The following is a 21,824-nucleotide window of genomic DNA, read 5'->3' as shown; positions in this document are numbered from 1 at the left end:
TCAGACCACCGCCGCCTTCTGAGTGCCCATCAGCGGAGTGTCCGTCCTGACGACCCGCCTGAAGGCCGCCGTGCCACGGTTCAGGTCGTGCCCGATGGCGGTCGCGTCGATGTCCGCCGAGAACCAGCGGTTCCCCTCCCCGTCGGGCGGATCCTCGCGCACCCGCAGCCGTCCGTGGACCACCAGCGGTTCGCCGACGGAAACGGAGCCGGCGAGGTTCACGGCGAGGCCGCGCCGGGCCCACACCGTGTAGAAGCTGGTGGCCGCGTCCGCCCAGGCTTCCTTCTTCCGGTCGTAGTACCTCGGGGTGACCGCGAAGCGGAAGCGGGCCGCCGGGCCGCTCGGCGTGTCCTTGTAGTCGATCTGGGTGGCCACGTAACCCACCAGCGTCACCTGGGTGTCGTTCATCCCGGCCGTCCTCCCGGGGCCCTGCCGCGCGCCGGACGGCGCATGGCGGGGTCCGCGTTCCGTACCCGTCCGGACCATCCGGACGGGGTACGGCCATGCTGGCCCGGACCGCGGGAACCTGCCTGGGCCTGTGGATCAGTGACGGCTTGTGGACAACTTCGCCACCGTCGCGTACTGCTCGCGGACCTCCCGGTAGCGCAGCAGCTCCGCCGCCACCGGCTCCAGCACCCGGGCCCGCCCGCAGCCGGCCGCGGCCTGCCGCAGCCGGCGCTCCGCGTCCTGCCCGTACCGCCTCGCCGGGCCACGGGCCCCGATCGAGCAGGCCCACTCGACGAGCGGCCCGCCGATGATGCCCGCCAGCATCAGCAGCACCGGCGGCATCAGGCTGGGCTCCAGGACTCCGGCGATCTGCCCGACCAGCCACAGTCCGCCGAAGATCTGGAGCAGGGTCATGGCGGCCTGTGCCAGCACCGCCGCCGGCCACCACGAGGGCCTCGGCGGTCTGGTGCTGGGTACCGCGATCGCCGCGCCGAGGGTCACCGCGATCTCGTCCAGTGCCTCCGGGAGCCGTTCGGCGCCGCGGACCGCGGTCTCCCGTACGGCCTGCGCCCAGGGGTCGGGCAGACCGCGGACCGCCTCGTCGGCGACGGTCCGTACGGCCTGTTCCACCCGCTGGCGGGCCGTCACCTCCTCCTCGACCGGCACTTCGGCGGCCGTCGCGGAGCGCCCGATGGCCGCGAGGGCGGCCAGTCCGGCCAGTGAGCGCGGGGCGCGCCGGCTCTCGTACCAGCGCCACAGGCGCAGCCAGGGGGTCCCGCAGGCTTTGCCTGCGTTGCGCCGCCAGGCGCGTTCGGCGGCGAGCCCGGCCGCGAACGCGCCGACCGCCTCGGCGAGCCGGTCCTCGAACTCGGCGCGCGCCGTCTCGCCGATCTCCGGCCCGGTGTGGCCGTCGGCGACGTAGAGCGGGCGCAGCCGGGCGGCGGCCCTGTCCACATCGGCCGAGATGCGGCGGGTGGCGGCGCCCTTCTCCTGGGTGAACTGTCCGAGCATCTCGCGAAGTTCCCCGACGCCTTCACCCGTAAGGGCGGAAATCCCGAGGACGGTGGCTCCGGGTTCGTCGTGCTCGCCGAGGGCGATCCCGTCGTCGTCGAGGAGCCGGCGCAGGTCGTCCAGGACGAGGTCGGCGGCTTCCCCGGGCAGCCGGTCCACCTGGTTCAGCACGACGAAGGTCACCTCGGCGTGCCCGGCCAGCGGGCGCAGGTAGCGCTCGTGCAGGACGGCGTCCGCGTACTTCTCCGGGTCGACCACCCATACGACCGCGTCGACGAGCGCCAGTACCCGGTCCACGTGTTCGCGGTGCGCTCCGACGGCCGAGTCCAGGTCGGGCAGGTCCACGAGGACCATTCCGCGCAGCACTTCGGCCTCGGAGGTCTCGCGGGGCCGGCGGCGCAGCCGTCCGGGGATCTCCAGCCGGTCGAGCAGTCCCGCGGCGCCGTCGGACCAGCTGCACGCGATGGGTGCGGCGGTGGTCGGCCTGCGCAGCCCGGTTTCGGAGATCTGCACTCCGGCGAGTGAGTTGAAGAGCGTGGACTTGCCGCTTCCGGTGGCTCCGGCGATGGCGACGACCGTGTGCTGGGCCGAGAGTCCGCGGCGGGCCGCCGCCTCGTCCAGGACCCGTCCGGCTTCGGCGAGGGTCTTGCCGTCGAGGATCCGGGTCCGGGACAGTCCGATGAGCTGGCGCAGCGCGTCGAGGCGGACGCGCAGGGCCTGTGCCTCGGGGCTGAGCGGGGGCGCGGGGGCCTTGCCGCCGTCGCTTCCGGCGCCGGAGACCGCCCGGACGAGTGCTTCGTCGCTCTCCTCCCCGTCGGTCGCGGGCCAGTCGTCGTCGGCGACCCGGGGGCGCGAGCGCGCGATGAGTCCGTCGTCCCAGCGATCGTCGGTCCGGTCTGTCAAGGCGGTCACCGCGTCACCTCTCCTTCTGCAGTACGGACAGGGCGGCGATCAGCTCGGCCTGGGGTTCCGGGCTCACTTCGAGCGCTTCGATCGGGGCGAGCCGGCGGTCGCGTTCGGCGCGCAGCACCTGGTCGAGGTGTTCGGCGACGAGCTCGCCGCCCCGGTCGCGCAGGCGTACGGCGACCTGTACTCCGATCCGCTCGGCGAGCTTCTCCCCCGCCGGGCGGGCCCGCTTGCCGCCGAGGAGGGCCGCGACCAGCAGGGCGGCGACCCCGTCGGGGTCGGGTGCGGGCTGCTTGTCGAGCCGTGCGACCTCTTCCTCGGCGAGTTCCTCCAGTACGCGCCGCCAGCGCCGTACGGCCATGCCGATACGTTCCGCCGCTTCGCGGTCGGGGGCGGGCAGGGCGACGGCTCCCGCGGCGGGCTCGCGCCGCCAGGCGTCGGCGATCCGCTCGTCGGCGGCGGCGACGGCGCACTGGAGCAGAGCGGCGAGGGATTCGGCGAGGGAGTCGAGCAGTTCGTCGGCGCTGGTGTCGAGGGGGTAGCCGCGCCAGCGGGTCAGCGCGTCCCCGGCGAGTACGGCGCCCCGGTCGAGGCGGGCGCGGACCCGCTTGCCCTCCCGTTTGTACGCGTCCTCGACGGCGAAGGTCAGCCGTACGGCGGCTGCGTGCTGGGCGGCGACGGCCGAGGCGAGCTCCGGCATCCGGCGCCCGAGGGAGTCGAGCGCGCCGAGGGCGGTGCGCCCGACGGCGTACTGCCGGGCGGCCGGGTCCTGGGCGTGGTGGGCCAGCCAGGCGAACAGCGGCGCCACCGCGCTGGCGGGCAGCAGCCCGCCGCCGCCGGCCGATTCGGGCAGTTCGGGGACGGTGAAGCGGGGTACCTCGCCCAGCCCGGCCCGGGTGAGCAGGGCTCCGTACTGCCGGGAGACCTCGGCGAGCACCTGGTGCGGGACCCGGTCGAGGACGGTGACGAGGGTGGCCTTGTACTGCTTCGCGGTGCGCAGGAGGTGCCAGGGGACGGCGTCCGCGTACCGCGAGGCGGTGGTGACCATGACCCAGACGTCGGCGGCGCAGATGAGTTCCGCGGCGAGCGTCCGGTTGTCGACCACGAGGGAGTCGATGTCGGGGGCGTCCAGGATGGCGAGGCCCCGGGGCAGGGTGGAGACGGTCTCGATCCGCAGTTCGCGGGTGGCGTGCCCCTGGTCGCCGCCGTGCCGGTGGGGGGTCCTGCGGGTGGACGGGGCGGGGTCCTCGTCGCCCTGGGGAGCCCAGACGCGCATCAGATCGGGCAGCACCCGCACCCCGGCGAACCAGTGATGATCATCCGGATGGCAGACGAGGACGGGGGTGCGCGTCGTGGGTCGCAGGACGCCTGCTTCACTCACTTGGCGCCCCACGAGGGAGTTGACGAGGGTGGACTTACCGGCTCCGGTGGACCCGCCGACGACAGCGAGCAGCGGCGCCTCCGGCGCCTTCAGCCGGGGTACGAGATAGTCGTCGAGCTGCGCGAGCAGCTCCGCTCTGGTCTGGCGGGCGCGGGGGGCGCCGGGCAGGGGCAGCGGCAGACGCACGGACGCGACCCGGTCGCGCAGGGCGGACAGGGCATCGAGCAGCTGAGGCCGAACATCCAAGGTCACCACATGCGAAGAATGCCCAATTTAGGAGCATTTTTGAAGCTTATACGTCCTCTGCGCGCCGACCGCGACTCCGGTGGCACATCCTGGACAGAGCGGACGAGTGGGGCGCAGGCATAACGAGTGCACAACACCCAGGGCGCCACGACGCAAAAGCGGTGCGAGAATCGCACCTGCCTGCGATTATCGGGACCGCTTCACCGAACCTCCACATCGTGGCACGCGGGTGAAGCAACCGGGACAAGGCAACCGGAGCCCTATCCTTGACCCGGCACGGACCGCAGTCCCACCCCCACCCCGGGGCTCCAGGCCACCACGGCCACCTTCCGGCCCCCGTAGCTCAGTGGATAGAGCAGGTGCCTTCTAAGCACTTGGCCGCAGGTTCGAGTCCTGCCGGGGGCACTCTTCACGCACCACCCCGAAGCCCTCCCCTGCGGAGGGCTTTCGTGCAGGTCAGGGGCACACTAGCGCGACCTGCGTAGCGCTGCCGTAAGCCCCGGAGGGGCCCGTGGACGCGGGGCGGGCCGGGCGCCGCTCCTTGCGGCGCCGCGCCCGGGGGTCACCCCCTCCGCCGCGCCGCTTCACGTCGTCCAGGAGACCTCCGGGCGGGACGTGCCCTCCGGGAGCGTCCAGACGGGAGCGGGGGCCGGCTCGCGGCCCGGCAGGGGTGCGGCGCCGGAGGCGCCGGTGAGGGCGAGGAGGGCCGTGACGACCGCCGCCAGCTCCGCCGGGGTCGGGGTTCCGCTCAGGACCCGCAGGAAGGGGTCCGTGTCCACCCCGCTCACTGGGGCTGGTTCCCGTGCTTGCGGCGCGGCAGCTGCGTGTCCTTGCGCCGCAGCACCGCGAGGGCGTCGACGAGCCGCGCACGGGTCTCGCCCGGGTCGATGACATCGTCGACGAGGCCGCGCTCGGCCGCGTAATAGGGGTGCATCAGTTCGGTCTTGTACTCCTTGACGAGCTGCTGGCGGGTGGCCTCGGGGTCCTCGGCCTGGGCGATCTCCCGCCGGAAGACCACGTTGGCCGCGGCCTCGGCGCCCATGACGGCGATCTCGTTGGCCGGCCAGGCCAGGGAGATGTCGGCGCCGATGGAACGGGAGTCCATGACGATGTACGCGCCGCCGTACGCCTTGCGCAGGATCAACTGGATGCGCGGGACGGTGGCGTTGCAGTACGCGTACAGGAGTTTGGCGCCGTGCCGGATGATGCCGCCGTGCTCCTGGTCGACGCCGGGCAGGAAGCCGGGCACGTCCACGAGGGTGACCAGCGGGATGTTGAAGGCGTCGCAGAGCTGCACGAACCGGGCCGCCTTCTCACTGCTCTTGATGTCCAGGACCCCGGCGAAGGCGGCCGGCTGGTTGGCGACGATGCCGACGACCTGGCCGTCGAGGCGGGCCAGCGCGCAGATGACGCTGTGCGCCCACTCCTGATGGACCTCGAAGGACTCGCCGTCGTCGACGATCTCCGCGATGACCGCCCGCATGTCGTACGCCCGGTTGGGGTCCGCCGGGACCAGGTCGAGCAGGGCGTCGGTGCGGCGGTCGGCCGGGTCGGACGAGGCGGTGGCGGGCGGCAGTTCACGGTTGTTGGAGGGCAGCAGCGAGAGCAGGAAGCGGACTTCCTCCAGGCAGGTCTCCTCGTCGTCGTACGCGAAGTGGGCCACGCCCGAGGTGGCGGCGTGGGCGTCGGCCCCGCCCAGGGCGTCCTGGGAGATCACCTCGCCGGTGACGGCCTGGATGACGTCCGGGCCGGTGATGAACATCTGCGAGGTGCCGCGGACCATGAACACGAAGTCGGTGAGCGCGGGCGAGTACGCCGCGCCACCGGCGCAGGGTCCCATGATCACGCTGATCTGCGGGATCACCCCGGAGTTGCGCACGTTGCGCTGGAAGATGCCGCCGTATCCGGCGAGGGCGGTGACGCCCTCCTGGATGCGGGCGCCCGCGCCGTCGCACAGACCGACGATCGGGGCCCCCGCGGAGGCCGCCAGGTCCATGATCTTGTGGATCTTCTGGGCGTGCGCCTCGCCGAGCGCGCCGCCGAACACCCGGAAGTCGTGGGCGTAGGCGAAGACCGTACGGCCGTGGACCTGCCCCCAGCCGACGATGACGCCGTCTGTGTAGTGGCGCTTGTCCTCCAGGCCGAAGCCGGTCGCCCGGTGCCGCCTGAACGGCTCGACCTCGGTGAACCCACCCTCGTCGAAGAGGAGTTCCAGACGCTCGCGAGCGGTGAGCTTGCCCTTGGCGTGCTGCGCCTCGGTGGCCTTCGCGCTGGGCCCCGCGTGGATCCGGGCACGCAGGTCCATCAGTTCGCCGAGCCGCCGCGTCATCTGCGGCGGCCCGTCCGGTATCTGTTCGTCCTGCGGCCAGGCGGCGGCCGTCAGCGGAGTGTCTTCGATGATGCTCATCCGCAAGGTCCCTTCTCGATGGCGGGTCGGTGACGTCACCAACGGATCAGTGGCCGCGCAGACTGTCCCCGGCCCCTTGAGGAAACCTCGAATTCCGGGCGTGCGGACCCGCTCCGGCCGGCTCAGGCCGGACCCGACCGGTACGCGAGCGGGGCACGGGGACCCCTCCACCGCGTACCGCGAACCTGGATCCACTGCCGTGTCCGTTGACCGAAAGGGCCTTTGGCCATGTCCGCACTCGCACGCTGGTGCTTCCGACACCGCTGGTCGGTCGTCCTGCTGTGGTTAGTCCTCCTCGTCTCCGCCACCAGCGCCTCCTCCGCGCTGGGAAACAGGTTCGCCAACGACTTCAACCTCCCCGACAGCGATTCCGCCCGCGCCCTGAAACTGCTCGACAAGGCGTTCCCGAACCAGAACGGTGAGACCGACACCATCGTCTGGCACGTCCGCGAGGGCTCCGTACGGGACGCCGCCCCCAAGGAGCGCGTCGAGCGGATGCTCGCCGACCTGGGCAAGCTGCCCGACGTGGCGGCCGTCGCCAGCCCCTTCGACGAGGCCGGTGCCACGCAGATCAGCGCCGACGGCCGGACCGCGTACGCGCCCGTCACCTTCTCCAAGAGCGGGGAGAAGCTCACCGCCGAACAGATGAAGGAGTTCGTCGCCACGGCCAGGTCCGCGGGACAGGGCACCGGTCTCCAGGTCGAGGCCGGCGGTGACGCCATCAACCTCGCGGAGGAGGAGGGCGGGCACACCGCCGAACTCGTCGGCGTGGTCGCCGCCGCCGTCGTGCTGTTCCTCGCCTTCGGCTCGCTGTTCGGGATGCTCCTGCCCCTCATCACTGCGATCTTCGGCGTCGGCACCGCCATCTCGGTCATCGGACTGCTGAGCCACGTCATCACCATGGCCGACCTCTCCTCGATCCTCGCCACCCTCGTCGGCCTGGGCGTGGGCATCGACTACGCGCTCTTCGTGGTCACCCGGCACCGCAAGGGCCTGCTCCAGGGGCTCGACCCGGAGGAGGCCGCGGTCCGCGCGGTCAACACCTCGGGCCGGGCCGTGGTGTTCGCGGGCGGCACCGTGTGCGTCGCGCTGCTCGGCATGTTCACGATGCGGCTCAAGTTCCTCAACGGCGTGGCCATCGGCTCCGCGCTCACCGTGGTGCTCACCGTGGCCGCCTCGATCACCCTGCTCCCCGCGCTCCTCGGGATCCTGCGCATGCGCGTCCTCAGCCGTCGCCAGCGCCGCCGGCTCGCCGCCGACGGGCCCGTGGCGGCCGGGACGGGCGGCGCCGCCGCCCGCTGGTCCGCCCTGGTGCAGAAGCGCCCGTGGCCGCTGGCGGTACTCGCCCTGCTGGTGATGGCGGCCATCTCGCTGCCCACCCTCTCACTGCGCCTCGGCTCCTCCGACCAGGGCAACAACCCGGACACGACCACCACGCGCAAGGCCTACGACCTGCTCGCCGACGGGTTCGGCCCCGGCTTCAACGGCCCGCTGACCATCGTCGCCGAGACCCCGGCCGCCGCCGACCACGCGGCCCTGAGCACCCTGGTGCTCAAGCTGAAGGAGGTCCCGGGCGTCGCCGAGGTCGTGGCCGTGCCCGCGGCCCCGGACGCCACGGTCGGCCTGGTGCGCGTGGTGCCGACCACCTCGCCGCAGGCCGAGGAGACGGACGCGCTCATCGACCGGCTGCGCTCCGACGTCATCCCTCCCGTCGAGCGCGGTACGACGCTGCGCGCGCACGTCGGCGGCCAGACCGCCCTGTTCAAGGACTTCGCGACGGTCCTCGAGCACCGGCTGCCGCTGTTCATCGGCGTGATCGTGGCGCTCGGCTTCGTCCTGCTGCTGCTCGCCTTCCGGTCGGTCGTGGTCCCGCTGACGGCGGCGCTGATGAACCTCATCGCCGCGGCCGCCTCGTTCGGCCTGCTGGTGGCGCTGTTCCAGTGGGGCTGGGGCGGTGAGGCGGTCGCCGCGGGCCGGGCCGGGCCCATCGAGTCCTTCCTGCCCATGATCATGCTGTCGCTGCTCTTCGGACTGTCGATGGACTACCAGGTGTTCCTGGTCAGCCGCATGCACGAGGAGTGGGTGCACTCCGGTGACAACGCCCGCGCGGTTCGGGTCGGCCTGGCCGAGACCAGCCGCGTCATCAACTCCGCGGCCGTCATCATGATCTGCGTCTTCAGCGCGTTCGTCCTCAACGGCGAGCGGCAGATGGCGATGTTCGGGATCGGGCTCGCGGGCGCCGTCGCGATGGACGCCTTCGTCCTGCGGACGGTCCTGGTGCCCGCGCTGATGCACGTACTGGGCCGGGCCAACTGGTGGCTGCCCGCCTGGCTCGACCGGGCGCTGCCGCACGTGGCGGTGGAGCCGGCCGAGGAGCCGGCGGCCGCCGCGGCGGACCGGCGCGAGCCGGTGGGGGCGGGAGACCGCGCCTGACCCCGCGCGACACGGCGAAGGTCCCGGCCCCCGGAAGGGGGGCCGGGACCTTCGCCGTATGCGGCGCGCCCGCGGTCCCGGGAGCTGCTCGACGCGGTGCGCACCTGCCCGCCGGGCCGAGCGGATCGCGCCGGACACGGCCGCGCCGGAGGACCGGCCGAGGGTGCGGAAGGAGGTGGCGGTCGTGGTGGCCGCGCCCGGGTCCTCGCGCGGGACCGCGTACTGCAGGGTGCGGGCGACGGGCCGCACCGGCATGACCGGGCCGCCGGCCGGGTCGAGGTCCTGGACGAGGTCCTGGACGAGGTCCTGGACGAGGTCCTGGACGAGGTCCTGGACGAGGTCCTGGACGATTCGCCGGGCCGCGGTGGTCACCACGATCAGGCCGAGGGTGCCCCCGAGCATCTCGAGCAGGACACCCCGGCGAACGCGAAGAAGGCCCGAACCCCGTGTCGAGCAAGGGGTTCGGGCCTTCAGGCCGGGCGCGCACGGTACGGCGTCAGTCGACGAGCAGGTCCCCGTCGATCCGGATGGACTTGTTGCCGTACGCGATCGTGTCGAGGATCTTGCGGTAGAGCGGGGTGTGGCGCACCACGCCCGCGAGCCTGGGGCGCACCCGGGTGGCGAAGGTTCCCGTCGAGAGCATCGCGCGGCTCTGCACGCTCTGCAGCCGCGCCATCCGGGCGATGTCGGGGGCCCGCCGGCGTTCGAACTCGCCCAGGACGCCCGCGCTCGCGTCCTGTCCGCGCACCGCGCCGACCAGGATCGGGTGGGCGAGGACCGCGTCCTGCACCGCCAGGTTGATGCCCTGCGCGCCGATCGGGCTGTGCGTGTGGGCCGCGTCCCCGATCAGCAGCAGGCCGTCGGTGGCCCAGCGTTCGGCGCGGCCGGAGAACACGTCGAGCAGGCTCACGTCCTTGAACGAGTTGATCTGCTCGTGGATCAGGTCGGCGTACGGGGGCACCGCGCGGGAGAGTTCGGAGCGCACGTGCTCGAACCCCTGGGTGACCACCTGCTGGTAGCCCTTGTGCGGCAGGGTCCAGCCGACCTGGATCCGGTCGGGGAAGGAGTCGTAGGCGAGGACGGGGCTGGATCCGGAGCGGAACACCCGTACGTCCCGCAGCCCGCCGGGGGGCGGCGCCTCGTCGGAGCGGAGCTTGAACCACAGGACGTCCAGGTCGAACGCCTCGGTGCGGCCGGCGTCGATGCCGGCGAGCTGGCGGGTCTTGGAAAAGCGGCCGTCGGCGCCGACCACGGCCCGGGCGCGGACCACGACCGGCCCGCCCGCGCCGTCCGCCCGCACTCCGCGCACCACGCCGTCCTCGCGCACCAGCCCGGAGACCCGGCGCCGGTCGAGGTGGGTGAAGTTCTCGTACTTCTCCAGGTGCAGCAGCAGTTCGTCCAGCACGTGGGCCTGCGGAATGCTCAGCAGGTGGTCGTACGGGGCCGGCAGCGCCCGGTAGTCGATGTCGAGCAGCACCCGGTCCTGCTCCACGAGCCGGAACCGGGCGTGCTCGTGGCAGCCCCGGGCACGGGCCCCGGCGAGGACTCCGAGCTCGTCGAGGAGCCGCATGGCGCCCGGCTGGAGGATCTCCCCGCGGAACTCCCGCTGCCCGGCGCCGTGCTTCTCGACCACGGCGACCCGCACGCCCGACCGTACGAGCAGCAGCGCGAGCACCAGGCCCGCCGGGCCCGCGCCCACGATGCAGATGTCGGTGGTGACTTCGTCCTCGGCTGTCATCGTCCTGTCTCTCCTTCTCTCTCCTTCTCTCCCCGGGACGTTCGGCCCGGGTGGAGTGCCGGGGGCCCGGAGCCCGGGGGGCTCAGAGCAGCCCGAGGCCGCCGTCCGCGGTGATGACCTGGCCGTGGATCCAGCGGGCCTCGTCGGTGCACAGCAGGGACACGACGTCCGCGACGTCCTGGGGGGTGGTGAGGCGGCCGGCCGGGGTGCGGGCCGCCAGGGCGGCGGCGGCCTGCGGGTTCGGCGTTGCCGCACCCTTGTCGATCTTGGCGGTGGCGACGGCGTTCACCGTGATGCCGCGGCCCGCGAGCTCCACGGCCAGGTAGCGCACCAGGCTCTCGAGTGCCGCCTTGGCCACGCCCTGGCCGACGTAGTGCGGGATCACCGAGCGCGCACCGCTGCTGGAGACGGCCACGATGCGGCCGCCGCGGCCCTCCATCGCCCGGGCGAGCAGGGGCGCCGCGGTGAGCAGCGGGTCGATGCCCGCGGCGATGTCCGCGCGGACATGGGCCGGGTCGGCGCCCACCGCGGGCGAGGGGTGCCAGGAGGCCGCGCTGTGCACGAACACGTCGATCCCGCCGTGCTCGGCGCGCACCCGGTCCAGGAGTCCGGTCAGCTCCTCGGCCCGGGTCACGTCGGCCCGTACCGCGAAGGCCTCGCCCTTGAGCCCGGACAGTTCCTGGACCGCGCTGTCGGCGTCGGCCTCGCTGTGCGCCCAGTTGACGATGACCCGGGCGCCCGCGGCGCAGAGCGTGCGGGCCACGGCGAGGCCGACGCCGCGGGTCGCCCCGGTGACGACGGCCACCTTGCCCGTGAAGGCACCTTCCAGCGTGGTCATGGTGCGACCGCCTCCTTGTGCGCAGGGGTGGCCGCGAGCCGGGCCACGAGGTCGTCCCGGAGCAGCCGGCGCTGGATCTTGCCGTTCCCGGAACGCTCGATGGCATCGACCAGCTCCACGTGGTGGACGTGCTGGTAGTAGGGGACGCGCGCGGACACGTACGAGACGAGGTCGCCGACCGTCGCGTCGGCGTCGGCCCGCCCCTCGGCGGTGAGGACCACCAGGGCCGCGGCGACCGCGCCGTGCCGCTCGTCGGGCAGGCCGACGACGACCACCTCGCGCACCCGCGGGTGGCGGGCGGCGACCTGCTCGATCTCCGAGGGCGCGACGAGGAAGTTGTCGCACTTGAAGACGTCGCGCAGCCGGTCCACCACGAACAGCCGGCCGCTCTCGTCGATCCGGCCCACGTCCCCGGTGGTGAACCAGCCGTTGGCATCGGTCTCGGAGCCGTCCGGACGGCCGATGTAGCCCTTCATCACCTGCGGGCCCCGCAACTGCACCTCGCCGGTGGCGCCTTGCGGCAGCACCGACCAGGACTCGGTGTCCACGATCCGGCACTCGGTGTCCCGGACCGGGCGGCCCACCGAGCCGTGGGCCGGACTGCGCGGGTCGTCGCTGTGGGTCAGCGGGGAGGTCTCCGCGAGCCCGTAGCCCTGGAAGACCGGGACGCCGAACCGCTCGGTGAGGGCCCGGGCCGCCGCCGGGGCGAGCGCCGAGCCGCCCGAGGCCACGTACCGCACGCTGGTCAGTTCCAGTCCGTCCGGGACGGGGGCGGTGGCCAGCCGGGCCAGGCGCACGGGAAGGCTGTAGAGGTGCGTCGCGCCCGAACGGTTGGCCTCGTGGACGGCGTCCACGGGGTCGGGCGCCAGGCACAGGACCTGGGTGGCGCCCGCGCGCACCGCGGAGTTGAGGTGCATCGGGTGGTACGTCGGCAGGTGGTTGACCGCGACCGACCCGCTGTCCAGCAGGTGTGCCTCGGCGACCTGCGCGGCATTGGTGGTGACGTTGCGGTGGGTCAGCCGGACGCCCTTGGGCAGTCCGGTGGTGCCGCTCGTGAACTGTACGCAGGCCACGTCGTCGGGGCCGGGGCGGGCGGCGGGGTCCGCCGGGGCAGCGCCGTCCGCCGCACCGACGAGCTCGGCCAGGGTCCGTACGGGCGGCGCCGGGTCCGGGTCCGTGTCTACGGATGCGGATGCGGATGCGGATGCGGAAGCGGAAGCCGATGCCGATGCCGATGCGGGCCCGGCAGCCGGGCCGATCAGCACGATGTGGCGCAGGTGGGGCAGCTTCTTGCGGAGCGGCAGCAGCCGCGCGTACAGCCCGGCGTCGACGAGGGCCACGCGCGCCTCGCACAGGGAGAGCACGTGCAGCAGGCCCTCTTCGCGCAGCAGCGGGTTGACGACGGCGGTGACCAGGCCCGCGCGGACGGCGGCGTAGTAGGCGACGGCGAAGTCGGGGTCCAGGACGGAGGAGACGGCGACCGCCGCGCCCGGCTCGGGCAGCAGCCCGCGCAGGGCGCCCGCGGTCGCCTCGACCTGTGCCTCCAGGGTGGCGAAGTCCAGGCTCCGCGCCCCCGCCGTGATGGCGGTGCGGCCCGGGTGGGCCCGGGCCGCCTCGGCCACCAGGTCGTCGAGGCGGGTGGTGGCGTCAGCCACGACGGGCCTCCGCGAAGTCCTTGGCGTGTCCCAGGGTGGCGCGGGAGTTGGTGCTGAGGGCGCCCGTGACGAACTCGCGGGCCCGGTCGACACCGGCGTCGGGACCCAGGATCTTGGTGATGTTCTCGGTGTTGAGGATGCAGGTGTGCTGCGAGGTGGCGAGCACGCCGTCGCCGTCCTCGACGAGGGTCCACCGGCCGGTGTGCAGGAGCAGCAGCGCGGGCAGGGTGATCTGCTTGTACGCGATGGCCTCGTGCGGGAAGCAGACCCGGATGGACTTGGTGGTGTGGGCGGAGCCGTCCTTGGCGAGGGTGTCCATCTCCAGGGTCTGCAGACCCGGCGTCTCCTCGGTCAGCTCCACGCGCTTGACGTGCGGGAGCCGTTCGGTCCACAGGCCGGCCTCGTTCAGGAAGTCGTAGACGTCCTTGGCCTCGCCGGCGATGCGCACGGTGTCCTCGAAGGAGAAGGTCAGCTCGGCCTCGTGGGTGGCCCGCTCGACGTTGACCTTGAGGGCGTTGAGCTCGGAGCGGCTGTTGCGGTCGACGGCCTCGTCGATCCACTTCAGCGACTCCGGGTCGTCGTCGACGGCCCGGTAGTCGTGCAGCAGGCGGACCCTGGCACTGTCCGCGCCGAGCGGCTCGATGATCCACGTACCGCCCATGGCGGCGACCGGCGCGGCGGAGACCTCCTGACGGAAGCTGATGCGCAGCGCCTCGGGGTCCAGGGTGCGGAGCGAAGTCCAGTTCTTGGCAGTGCCGTTGGCGGTCGCCCAGATGCGGATGCGCTCCTCGCGCTCGCCCCGCTCGACGTGGTCGACGTAGACGCTCGGCGGGAAGATCAGCGGCCAGTTGGTCACCTCGGCTATCAGCCGGTAGACCTCGGTGGCGGGGGCCTGCACCGTGATCTCGTGCTCGACCTCGCGAACGGTCATCGTGAACTCTCCTTGTTTCGGGGCGTGGTGGTGCGGAGTGACGCAATCGGGTGCGGACGGACGGCGCGGGACGCGGAGCGCCGGACGCGTCAGAAGTTGCCGAGGCCGCCGCAGACGTTGAGGGCCTGCGCGGTGATGGAGGCGGCGGTGTCGGTGGCGAGGTAGCCGACCAGACCCGCGACCTCCTCGGGGGTGGAGTAGCGCCCGAGCGGGATCTTGGACTGGAACTTCTGGAGGATCGCGTCCTCGGAGGTGTCGTAGGCCGCGGCGTAGCCCTGGCGGACCCGCTGGGCCATCGGCGTCTCGACGTAGCCGGGGCAGACCGCGTTCACGGTGATGCCGGTGGGCGCCAGCTCGTTGCCCAGTGCCTTGGTGAAGCCGACCACGCCGTGCTTGGACGCCGAGTACGGGGCGCCGAGGACGACGCCCTGCTTGCCCGCCGTGGAGGCGATGTTGATGATGCGGCCCCAGCCGCGCTCCCGTACGCCGCCCTGGCGCAGCACGGCGCGGGTCAGGAGGAAGACGGAGGTGAGGTTGGTGGCCAGGACGTCGTCCCACAGCTCGTCGTCGAGGTCCGCGGTGACACCGCCGCCGGACCGGCCCGCGTTGTTGACCAGGACGTCGACCCGGCCGAAACGCTCCACGGCCGCGTCCACCAGGGCCTTGACGCTCTCGGCGCTGCGCACGTCCGCGGTCGTGCCGTCGGCGTCGAAGCCCTCCTCGCGCAGCTGCTTCACCGTGAGCTCCACGCTCTCGGCGCTGCGCGCGCAGATGAAGACGCTCAGGCCGGCGCCGCCCAGGGCGCGGGCGGACGCGAGACCGATACCGCTGGTCGCCCCGGTGATCAGCGCGACCTTCTGCTCCTTGCCCGTCATGTCCGGCGCTCCTCTCGATGTGCTTGTCGGTTGGACTTCTGGTTGAAAACCCGTTCGGAGCATCGGCGTTCGGTCTCGAACGCCGATCGAGGGGCGCTGGACGGGGACGGGGACCGGCACGGGGCGGGACGGGCCGCGAAAGGGCGTACGGGGATCGACCGGCAGTCGAGAGGAGCGCGAGGCGCGGGGCCCACGATCCGTGGAAGACAAGCGAGCCCGGCAACGGTGCCGGCTCCGCACACCACCGGGCAGAAGGGACCACCATGACCGTGACGGACGAGGCGACCGCCGCCGGCCTCGGGGCGCTCCACCTCGAGGTCCAGCAGTTCTACGCGCGGCAGATGCAGCTGCTGGACGACGGCCGGGTGGAGGAGTGGGCACTGACCTTCACCGAGGACGGGGTCTTCGCCGCCAACGCGCACCCCGAGCCGGCCACCGGCCGGGCCTCCATCACCGCGGCGGCCGCCAAGGCCACCGAGGAGTTCGCGGCGAAGGGCGTGAAGCGCCGGCACTGGCTCGGCATGCTCACCGTCGACCCGACCGGGCCCACGACGGCCGTCGCCCGCTGCTACGCCCTGGTCATCGAGACCCCGAAGGGCGGCCAGTCCGCGATCCGCGTGAGCACGCTGTGCGAGGACCGGCTGGTGCGCGAGGGGAGCGACTGGCTCGTCGAGTACCGGTACGTGACCCGGGACGACCTGGTCTGACCTCCCCCCGGCCGACTGCCCCCGTCCCCCGCCCCCCGCGGGACGGGGGCAGTCGTACGTCCGGACCCGGACCGGCGTCCGCGGAACCCTCCCCCGCCGCCCCGCGCCCTCCCCCCGCACACAGCAGAACGCCGGCCGTGACACCCCCTCGGGTGTCACGGCCGGCGTCGTCCGTCCGTGGCGCGCCGCGCCGTCCGGGCTCAGGCCGCGGCCGGCACTCCGGCCAGGGCCTCGTTGACGAAGGCCAGCAGCAGCCGCGGCGTGCTCGCCTCGGCGGCCGTGTCGTCGGACAGGCTGATGCCGTACTCGCGCTCGATGCGGCCCGTGGTCTGCAGGACGGCGAGCGAGTCGTAGCCCAGGTCGTCGAAGGGGGTGTCGAGGACGTCTCCCGACAGGTCGACGGACTCGTCCTCGCCCGCGCACTCGCGCAGCAGCCCGGTCAGCACTTCCAGTGTCATTTCAGCCATGGTGTTCCTGTCTCCTGCTTCTTCCCTGCCCGGGCGGCCCTCTGCCGCCCGGGTTGCGCTGGTGTAGGGGGACGACGGCCCGGTACGACCGACCGCCCGAAACGTTTCCTCTACGAGGCCGTGACGACCGCCTACGAGGCCGTGACGACCGCCTACGGGGCCGTGACGACCGCCGCGGCGTTGAACCCGCCCGCGCCCCTGGCGAGCACCAGGACCGTGCGGACCTCGCGCCGCTCCCGCGACGCCCCGGTGACCAGGTCGAGCTCGATGCCCTCGGCGAGCCGGCCGGTGTGGACGGTGGGCGGGATCACGGAATCCCTGATCGAGAGGAGCGCCGCCGCCAGGTCGAGCGAGGCTCCGCCCGCGGCGAGCCGGCCCGTCATCGTCTTGGGCGCCGTGACGGGGACACCGCGCGGACCGAACACGGCCGTGATCGCCTCCGCCTCGGCACGGTCGAGGTCCGGCAGGCCCGCGGCGTCGGCGAAGACCACGTCGACGGCCTCGTGCGACACTCCGGCGTCGGCGAGGGCCAGGTCGATGGCGCGGCGCAGGCCGGGCTCCCCACCGGTGCCGGGCCGCGGGTCGAAGGTCGCGGCGTAGCCCGCGAGCCGCCCGTACACCCGGGCTTCGCGCGCCCGCGCGGACTCGGCGTCCTCCAGGACCAGGATGGCGCCGCCCTCTCCCGAGACGTGGCCGCGCGCGTCCGCGTCGAAGGGTACGTAGGCCCGCTCCGGGTCGCCCGAGGTGCTGAGGCGCTTCCCGGCGAGCTGGGCGGTCCAGCCCCAGGGGCAGACCGCGCCGTCGACGCCGCCGGTGACGATGACGCTGCTGCCGCGGCGCAGCTGGCGCCGCGCCTGGGCCACGGCGTCGAGCCCGCCGGCGCCCTCGCTGACCAGGACCCCGCTCGGCCCGCGCAGTTTGTGCTTGATGGAGATCTGGCCGGAGTTGACGGCGTAGAACCAGGCGAAGGACTGGTACGCGCTGACGTACTGCCCGCCCTGGGACCACAGGGCCTCCAGCTCGCGCTGGCCGAACTCGAAGCCGCCGGCCGAGCTCGCGGTGACCACGCCGGCCGCGTAGTCGGGCAGCGTCTCGGTGTCGATGCCGGAGTCGTCGAGCGCCTCCTGCGTGGCGACGAGCGCGAGCCGCGTCTGGTGGTCGGTCTGCGGCAGGAGCCGGCTGGGGATGTGCTCGCTCGCGTCGAAGCCGGGGACCTCGCCGGCGAGCGTGGCCGGGTAGCCGGAGGCGTCGAACCGTCCGACGGGCCGGATGCCGTGCTCACCGCGCAGGGTGGCGGCCCACCAGGCCTCGGTGCCGAGGCCGTTGGGGGCGGTGACGCCGATGCCGGTGAACACCGCGCTCGCCGTGCGCTGCCCGGCCGGCTCCGGCCCGGCCGCCCGGTCCAGGACCTCGCTGCTCATATGTTCCTCCTCTCGGGACGGGTCAGCACCATCGCGCTCTGGAACCCGCCGAACCCGCTGCCGACGCTGAGGACCGTGTCGATGTTGCGTTCGCGGGCCTCGCGCGGGGTGTAGTCCAGGTCGCACTCCGGGTCCTGCTCGTGCAGGTTCGCGGTGGGCGGTACGACGCCGTGCTCGATGGCGAGCGCGCTGGCGGCGATCTCCAGGGAGCCGATGGCGCCCAGGGAGTGGCCGATCATGGACTTGATGGAGCTGACCGGCGTCGCGTACGCGTGGTCCCCTAGGCTGCGCTTGAAGGCGGCGGTCTCGTGCCGGTCGTTCTGCTTGGTGCCGGAGCCGTGCGCGTTGATGTAGTCGACGGCGGTGCGGTCCAGGCGCGAGTCGTCCAGGGCCACCCGGATCGCCTCGGCCATCTCCGCGCCGTCCTTGCGCAGTCCGGTCATGTGGTACGCGTTGCAGCGGGAGGCGAATCCCGCGATCTCGGCGTAGATGTGGGCGCCCCGGGCACGCGCCGCCGTCAGCTCCTCCAGGACGAAGACGGCCGAGCCCTCGCCGAGGACGAACCCGTTGCGCGACGCGTCGAAGGGGCGCGAGGCGGTGGCGGGGTCGTCGTTGCGCGGTGAGGTCGCCTTGATCGCGTCGAAACAGGCGACCGTGATGGGCGAGATGGGGGCATCGGTGGCCCCGGCGACCATCACGTCGGCCGAGCCCTCCCGGATCAGTTCCACGGCGTGCCCGACGGAGTCGAGCCCCGAGGTGCAGCCGGTGGAGACCACGGAGGCCGGTCCCTGCGCGCCGACGCTCCAGGCGACCTCGGCCGCGAAGGAGCTGGGCACGAGGTAGTCGAACAGGTGCGGGACCGCGTACTGCGGGTCGACCAGCCACTTGGCCCCGCCGTCGCTGACGACCTCGTACTCGGTGTCGAGGCTCGTGGTCGCGCCGACCGCGCTGCCGATGGTGACACCGGTCCGGTACGGGTCGATCGCGGAGAGGTCGAGGCCGCTGTCGGCGAGCGCCTCCCGCGCGCTGACGACCGCGAACTGTGCGGCCCGGTCCATCCTGCGGATCTCCTGCGGGGTGAGTCCCGCGGCCGCTGCGTCGAAGTCGGCTTCCGCCGCGATCCGGGAGCGGAACGCGGAGGCGTCGAAGTGGCTGATGGCGCGGGTCGCCGTACGCCCGCTGGTCAGCAGTGACCAGAATTCCTTGGTGCCGACCCCGCCGGGGGCCACCACGCCGATCCCGGTGATGACCACACGCCGGCTCACGCCTGTCCCTTTCGTCGGGTTTCCATGTCCACCGCGGGGCGGCGGAGCTTCGGACCTCTCACGTCCTCACGACCTTCCAATCGCTCCTGCTGATGTCGCGACCCTCCCCTGACGTGCTCAAACCGCGCTTGACTCGGGCCGGAGACCCGCCAGGATCCCGCCCAGTTCCGCGCGCAGCAGCCCGGGCAGGGTCTTGTCCCGTACGAAGAGGTGGCCGCCGGGGACCGTGCGCAGCCGGAAGTCCCCGGCCGCGTACCGGGCCCACTGGGCGACCCCCTCGGGCGGCGCCACCGGGTCCTCGGCCCCCGCGACGGCCACCACCGGGGCGCGCAGCGGGACGTCCGCGCGCCGGATGAGGTCCTGTGCCAGGCGCAGGTCGTCGCGCAGCGGCGGCAGCACCCGGCGCCGGAACAGGTCCGAGCCGCGGTCCTCGTCGGCCGCCTCCGGCGGCAGCACGCCCTGGCGCACGAGGAGGTGCAGCAGCGGGGTGTCCGGGAGTTCGGCGCTCAGGGCGAGCGGGGAGCGCAGGTGGGGCGGCAGCACCGCCCCGATCACCACGGCCCGGGGCGGGTCCCCGGCGGCCTCCCGCGCGGCGGCGAAGCTGTAGGCGACCAGGCCGCCGAGGCTGTGCCCGTACAGGAGGTACGGGCGGCCCCGGGTGAGCGCGGCGGCGACCTCCAGCTCGGCGAGCAGGGCGGCCCGTCCGGTGACCCGGGGCTCGCGCACTCGGGCGTCGCGGCCCGGCAGCAGGACGGGTACGACCTCGGCCTCCGCCGCGAACTGCGCCTGCCAGCGGGAGAACGCCGAGATTCCGGCGCCCGCGTGGTGGAAGCAGAGCAGCAGCGGCGGCGCGGGGTGGCCGCTCACGGTCCTACGAGGGCCACGGCGCGGGTCCATCCCGCGCCGGCGCCCGCGATCTTCACGGGGAAGCAGGAGACCTGGAAGCCGAACGGCCGCGGCAGGGCGTCGAGGTTGGCCAGGCGTTCCACCTGGCAGTACTCGCGCCGGCGCCCGGCGAAGTGCGCGGGCCACAGCACCGAGCGGTCGCCGGTCTCCTGGAAGGTGCGCAGCATGTGCCCGAAGGGGGCGTCCAGGCTCCAGGCGTCGGTGCCGATGACGCGTACGCCGAGGTCGAGGAGGTGGTCGGTGGCGGGGCCGTCGAGTCCGGCGAAGTCGGTGAAGTAGCGCGGGGTGCCCACGTACTTGGACGCGCCGGTGTTGAGCAGCACGATGTCGAGGGGTTGCGGCCGGTAGCCGATCCGGGCCAGCTCCTTCTCGATCCGCTCGACTCCGATGACCCCGGTGCCCGAGTCCGTGAGGTCGAGGACCACCGCGGGCCGCAGGAACCAGTCCAGCGGCATCTGGTCGATGTGGCGCGGTACTCCGTAGTCGCCCACGGAGCCGTAGTGGGAGGGGGCGTCGACGTGGGTGCCCGTGTGGCTGGTGAGGGTCAGGGTGTCCAGCGAGAGGAGTTCCCCGCCGGGCAGGTCGGCCGGGTCGAAGTCGATGCCGAAGTGGGTCTTCATCTCCTCGGCCATGTGCCGGGCGCCCTCGGCCGGGGTGAGGATCTCGTGGATCACGGGGTCGGGCTCCCAGAAGGAGGCGTCCACGGGAGAGGAGAGGTCGATGATGCGCACGTCCGACGCGTCGAAAGCGCCGGAACCGCCTGAGACGTCTGAGACTTCGGAAACGTCGGACAAAGCAACCCCCAAGGCCGGATGTTCACGCCCGCGGCCCGGGCTGGACCGCGGACGCACCATGTCCACCGCCCCTCGACACGCCCTCGAAGGCCGCTGGACCGGCCCGGCCCGGCCGCGGGCGTGGACATCCGGCCCCGGGCATGCGCGAGCCCCGCGACCCGGCCATGGGGGGATGCCGGGTCGCGGGGCTCGGACGGGTCCGGCGGCAGGGGGACCCGCCGGACGGAGGGGAGGTGGTTCAGGCGGCGAACAGGTCCAGGACCCGGCGCCGGTGCGTCCCGTCGTACTCCAGGGCCGGGTCTCCGCACAGGACCGCCTGCTGGAGCCGCTTCACGCGCGGGGAGGGCTCCAGACCCAGCTCGTCGATGAGCCGCGAGCGCAGGTGCTGGAAGACCTCCAGGGCCTGCCAGGGCCGGCCCGAGCGGTAGAGCGCCACCATCCGCTGGGCGTGCAGGCCTTCGTGCAGCGGGTGGCGGGCGGTCAGTTCGCTGAGCTCCGCGAGGAGGATGGCGTCCTTGCCCATGCGCAGTTCCGCCTCGATGCGGCGCTCCAGGGTGGACAGCCGGCTCTCCTCCAGCCGGGCCAGCTCGATCTCCAGGATCGGCCCGGTCCGTACGTCGACCAGGGCGGGCCCCTGCCACAGGCCCAGGGCCTGGCTCAGGTACAGGGAGGCCGACTCGTCGTCGCCGTGGTCGAACGCCTCGCGGCCGGCGGCGGCGAGCCGGTCGTACTCGTGGACGTCCACGGCGCCCGGCTGGATCTGGAGCAGGTAGCCCCCGTGCCGGGTGACCAGGATGTCCCGGGAGATCTCCGCGGAGCTGACGCCGTAGGCGGCGACCAGCTTGCGGCGCAGCTGCAGGATGTAGGTCTGCAGGGTGGTGAGGGCGCTCCGCGGCAGGGCGTGGCCCCAGATCTCCTCCATCAGGGTCGGCACCGGCAGCACGTGGTTGGCGTGGACGGCGAGCAGGGACAGGATCTGCCGCGGCTTGGCCGCGGTGGGAACGATGGACTGGCCGCACGCTTCCGCGGTCAACGGCCCCAGCACCTTGATGTCCACGGTCGATTACCCCTCGTCTTCTCTGGAGATGCGCCTCAACGGGTCCTTGGGGACCGGGGTCCGTCGTGACCCCTCGATGCACACCCCGACCATCGCCCCGGCGGCACCTCCGGGGCCAGTGCCGCCGTACCTGACCGGCGATGGGTCCGTACCGGTCCGAACCGTGAAACTTTCATGCCGTCACTCGTGAACAGGGCACTGGGCAGTCAGGACCGGCCACGGAGAGACTTCAGCCATCGCTCAAGGGACCCTCGAGGCAGGCCGGCCCGGAGGTCCGCGGGGCGTGAGTCCAGCAACCCGGCGACGCACCGCCAGTTCGCTCTTCTCATTCTCTCTTCA

General features: G+C 73.0%; 18 protein-coding genes and 1 tRNA gene. 3 read left to right on the top strand and 16 right to left on the bottom strand.

Features of this window, described 5'->3' with window-relative positions:
• The 3 genes from OG904_RS19855 to OG904_RS19845 all read right to left on the bottom strand — a co-directional run bounded on the left by OG904_RS19855 (window position 1) and on the right by OG904_RS19845 (window position 3,991).
• Complete coding sequence (locus OG904_RS19855) at window positions 1-408, bottom strand: single-stranded DNA-binding protein (protein WP_405492783.1); 408 nt, start codon at window positions 406-408, stop codon at window positions 1-3.
• Between the two features lie 135 nt (window positions 409-543).
• Complete coding sequence (locus tag OG904_RS19850; RefSeq protein ID WP_405492781.1) at window positions 544-2,370, bottom strand: GTPase; 1,827 nt, start codon at window positions 2,368-2,370, stop codon at window positions 544-546.
• A gap of 4 nt (window positions 2,371-2,374) precedes the next feature.
• Window positions 2,375-3,991 carry a dynamin family protein gene (locus tag OG904_RS19845; RefSeq protein WP_405492779.1) on the bottom strand — a complete coding sequence of 539 codons (1,617 nt, stop codon included), beginning with the start codon at window positions 3,989-3,991 and terminating at the stop codon, window positions 2,375-2,377.
• A gap of 332 nt (window positions 3,992-4,323) precedes the next feature.
• Between OG904_RS19845 and OG904_RS19840 the strand changes: the two genes are divergently transcribed.
• Window positions 4,324-4,396 (top strand) — tRNA-Arg (locus OG904_RS19840).
• Window positions 4,397-4,575: 179 nt separating this feature from the next.
• Here OG904_RS19840 and OG904_RS19835 read toward each other — a convergent pair.
• Together OG904_RS19835 and OG904_RS19830 are read right to left on the bottom strand one after the other, a co-directional pair.
• Entirely contained in the window at window positions 4,576-4,770 is a 195-nt protein-coding gene (locus OG904_RS19835; RefSeq protein ID WP_405492777.1) for an acyl-CoA carboxylase subunit epsilon, read from the bottom strand.
• Window positions 4,771-4,775: 5 nt separating this feature from the next.
• Complete coding sequence (locus OG904_RS19830) at window positions 4,776-6,398, bottom strand: acyl-CoA carboxylase subunit beta (protein ID WP_405492775.1); 1,623 nt, start codon at window positions 6,396-6,398, stop codon at window positions 4,776-4,778.
• 228 nt (window positions 6,399-6,626) lie between these two features.
• On the opposite strand from OG904_RS19830, the gene OG904_RS19825 reads away from it, so the two are divergent.
• Entirely contained in the window at window positions 6,627-8,831 is a 2,205-nt protein-coding gene (locus tag OG904_RS19825) for an MMPL family transporter (RefSeq protein WP_405492773.1), read from the top strand.
• A 496-nt stretch (window positions 8,832-9,327) separates the two neighbouring features.
• Here the strand turns inward: OG904_RS19825 and OG904_RS19820 are convergent, their stop codons facing one another.
• The 5 genes from OG904_RS19820 to OG904_RS19800 form a co-directional block, all read right to left on the bottom strand.
• Entirely contained in the window at window positions 9,328-10,569 is a 1,242-nt protein-coding gene (locus tag OG904_RS19820; RefSeq protein ID WP_405492771.1) for an FAD-dependent monooxygenase, read from the bottom strand.
• Between the two features lie 82 nt (window positions 10,570-10,651).
• Window positions 10,652-11,407 carry an SDR family oxidoreductase gene (locus OG904_RS19815; RefSeq protein WP_405492769.1) on the bottom strand — a complete coding sequence of 252 codons (756 nt, stop codon included), beginning with the start codon at window positions 11,405-11,407 and terminating at the stop codon, window positions 10,652-10,654.
• Window positions 11,404-13,062, bottom strand: coding sequence for a class I adenylate-forming enzyme family protein (locus OG904_RS19810; RefSeq protein WP_405492767.1), 1,659 nt, complete (start codon window positions 13,060-13,062; stop codon window positions 11,404-11,406). The genes OG904_RS19815 and OG904_RS19810 overlap by 4 nt, the downstream gene beginning before the upstream one ends.
• A complete protein-coding gene (locus OG904_RS19805; RefSeq protein WP_405492765.1) occupies window positions 13,055-13,993 on the bottom strand; it encodes an aromatase/cyclase in 939 nt (312 codons plus the stop codon). The genes OG904_RS19810 and OG904_RS19805 overlap by 8 nt, the downstream gene beginning before the upstream one ends.
• Window positions 13,994-14,082: 89 nt before the next feature.
• Complete coding sequence (locus OG904_RS19800) at window positions 14,083-14,868, bottom strand: SDR family NAD(P)-dependent oxidoreductase (protein WP_405492763.1); 786 nt, start codon at window positions 14,866-14,868, stop codon at window positions 14,083-14,085.
• 263 nt (window positions 14,869-15,131) lie between these two features.
• Here OG904_RS19800 and OG904_RS19795 point away from each other — a divergent pair, with 263 nt between their 5' ends.
• Window positions 15,132-15,575: a nuclear transport factor 2 family protein gene (locus OG904_RS19795; RefSeq protein ID WP_405492761.1), complete on the top strand. Its 444-nt coding sequence runs from the start codon at window positions 15,132-15,134 to the stop codon at window positions 15,573-15,575.
• A 200-nt stretch (window positions 15,576-15,775) separates the two neighbouring features.
• On the opposite strand, the gene OG904_RS19790 is transcribed toward OG904_RS19795, so the two are convergent.
• From OG904_RS19790 to OG904_RS19765, 6 genes are all read right to left on the bottom strand, one after another.
• A complete protein-coding gene (locus tag OG904_RS19790; RefSeq protein ID WP_405492759.1) occupies window positions 15,776-16,042 on the bottom strand; it encodes an acyl carrier protein in 267 nt (88 codons plus the stop codon).
• A 152-nt stretch (window positions 16,043-16,194) separates the two neighbouring features.
• Complete coding sequence (locus OG904_RS19785; RefSeq protein ID WP_405492757.1) at window positions 16,195-17,463, bottom strand: ketosynthase chain-length factor; 1,269 nt, start codon at window positions 17,461-17,463, stop codon at window positions 16,195-16,197.
• The gene (locus tag OG904_RS19780) at window positions 17,460-18,728 is read right to left on the bottom strand and encodes a beta-ketoacyl-[acyl-carrier-protein] synthase family protein (protein ID WP_405492755.1); all 1,269 of its coding nucleotides are present in this window, start codon (window positions 18,726-18,728) and stop codon (window positions 17,460-17,462) included. The genes OG904_RS19785 and OG904_RS19780 overlap by 4 nt, the downstream gene beginning before the upstream one ends.
• A 117-nt stretch (window positions 18,729-18,845) precedes the next feature.
• Entirely contained in the window at window positions 18,846-19,595 is a 750-nt protein-coding gene (locus OG904_RS19775; protein ID WP_405492753.1) for a thioesterase II family protein, read from the bottom strand.
• On the bottom strand, window positions 19,592-20,365 hold the full coding sequence (locus tag OG904_RS19770; protein WP_328303753.1) for a cyclase family protein: 774 nt from the start codon (window positions 20,363-20,365) through the stop codon (window positions 19,592-19,594). Before OG904_RS19770 ends, OG904_RS19775 begins: the two co-directional genes overlap by 4 nt.
• 301 nt (window positions 20,366-20,666) lie before the next feature.
• Window positions 20,667-21,485, bottom strand: coding sequence for a BTAD domain-containing putative transcriptional regulator (locus OG904_RS19765; protein WP_405492750.1), 819 nt, complete (start codon window positions 21,483-21,485; stop codon window positions 20,667-20,669).
• Between the last annotated feature and the right edge of the window lie 339 nt (window positions 21,486-21,824).

Source organism: Streptomyces sp. NBC_00096, from assembly GCF_045041305.1.
Lineage (GTDB): Bacteria > Actinomycetota > Actinomycetes > Streptomycetales > Streptomycetaceae > Streptomyces.
The sequence above is the reverse complement of the archived record's forward strand: the minus strand, read 5'-3'. Positions and strand labels throughout refer to the sequence as shown.

Coding starts and splice junctions, on each gene's coding strand:
- OG904_RS19790 (WP_405492759.1), bottom strand. CDS start 16,042: ATGGCTGAAATGACACTGGAAGTGCTGACCGGGCTGCTGCGCGAGTGC.
- OG904_RS19795 (WP_405492761.1), top strand. CDS start 15,132: ATGACCGTGACGGACGAGGCGACCGCCGCCGGCCTCGGGGCGCTCCAC.
- OG904_RS19815 (WP_405492769.1), bottom strand. CDS start 11,407: ATGACCACGCTGGAAGGTGCCTTCACGGGCAAGGTGGCCGTCGTCACC.
- OG904_RS19800 (WP_405492763.1), bottom strand. CDS start 14,868: ATGACGGGCAAGGAGCAGAAGGTCGCGCTGATCACCGGGGCGACCAGC.
- OG904_RS19785 (WP_405492757.1), bottom strand. CDS start 17,463: ATGAGCAGCGAGGTCCTGGACCGGGCGGCCGGGCCGGAGCCGGCCGGG.
- OG904_RS19830 (WP_405492775.1), bottom strand. CDS start 6,398: ATGAGCATCATCGAAGACACTCCGCTGACGGCCGCCGCCTGGCCGCAG.
- OG904_RS19855 (WP_405492783.1), bottom strand. CDS start 408: ATGAACGACACCCAGGTGACGCTGGTGGGTTACGTGGCCACCCAGATC.
- OG904_RS19825 (WP_405492773.1), top strand. CDS start 6,627: ATGTCCGCACTCGCACGCTGGTGCTTCCGACACCGCTGGTCGGTCGTC.
- OG904_RS19820 (WP_405492771.1), bottom strand. CDS start 10,569: ATGACAGCCGAGGACGAAGTCACCACCGACATCTGCATCGTGGGCGCG.
- OG904_RS19805 (WP_405492765.1), bottom strand. CDS start 13,993: ATGACCGTTCGCGAGGTCGAGCACGAGATCACGGTGCAGGCCCCCGCC.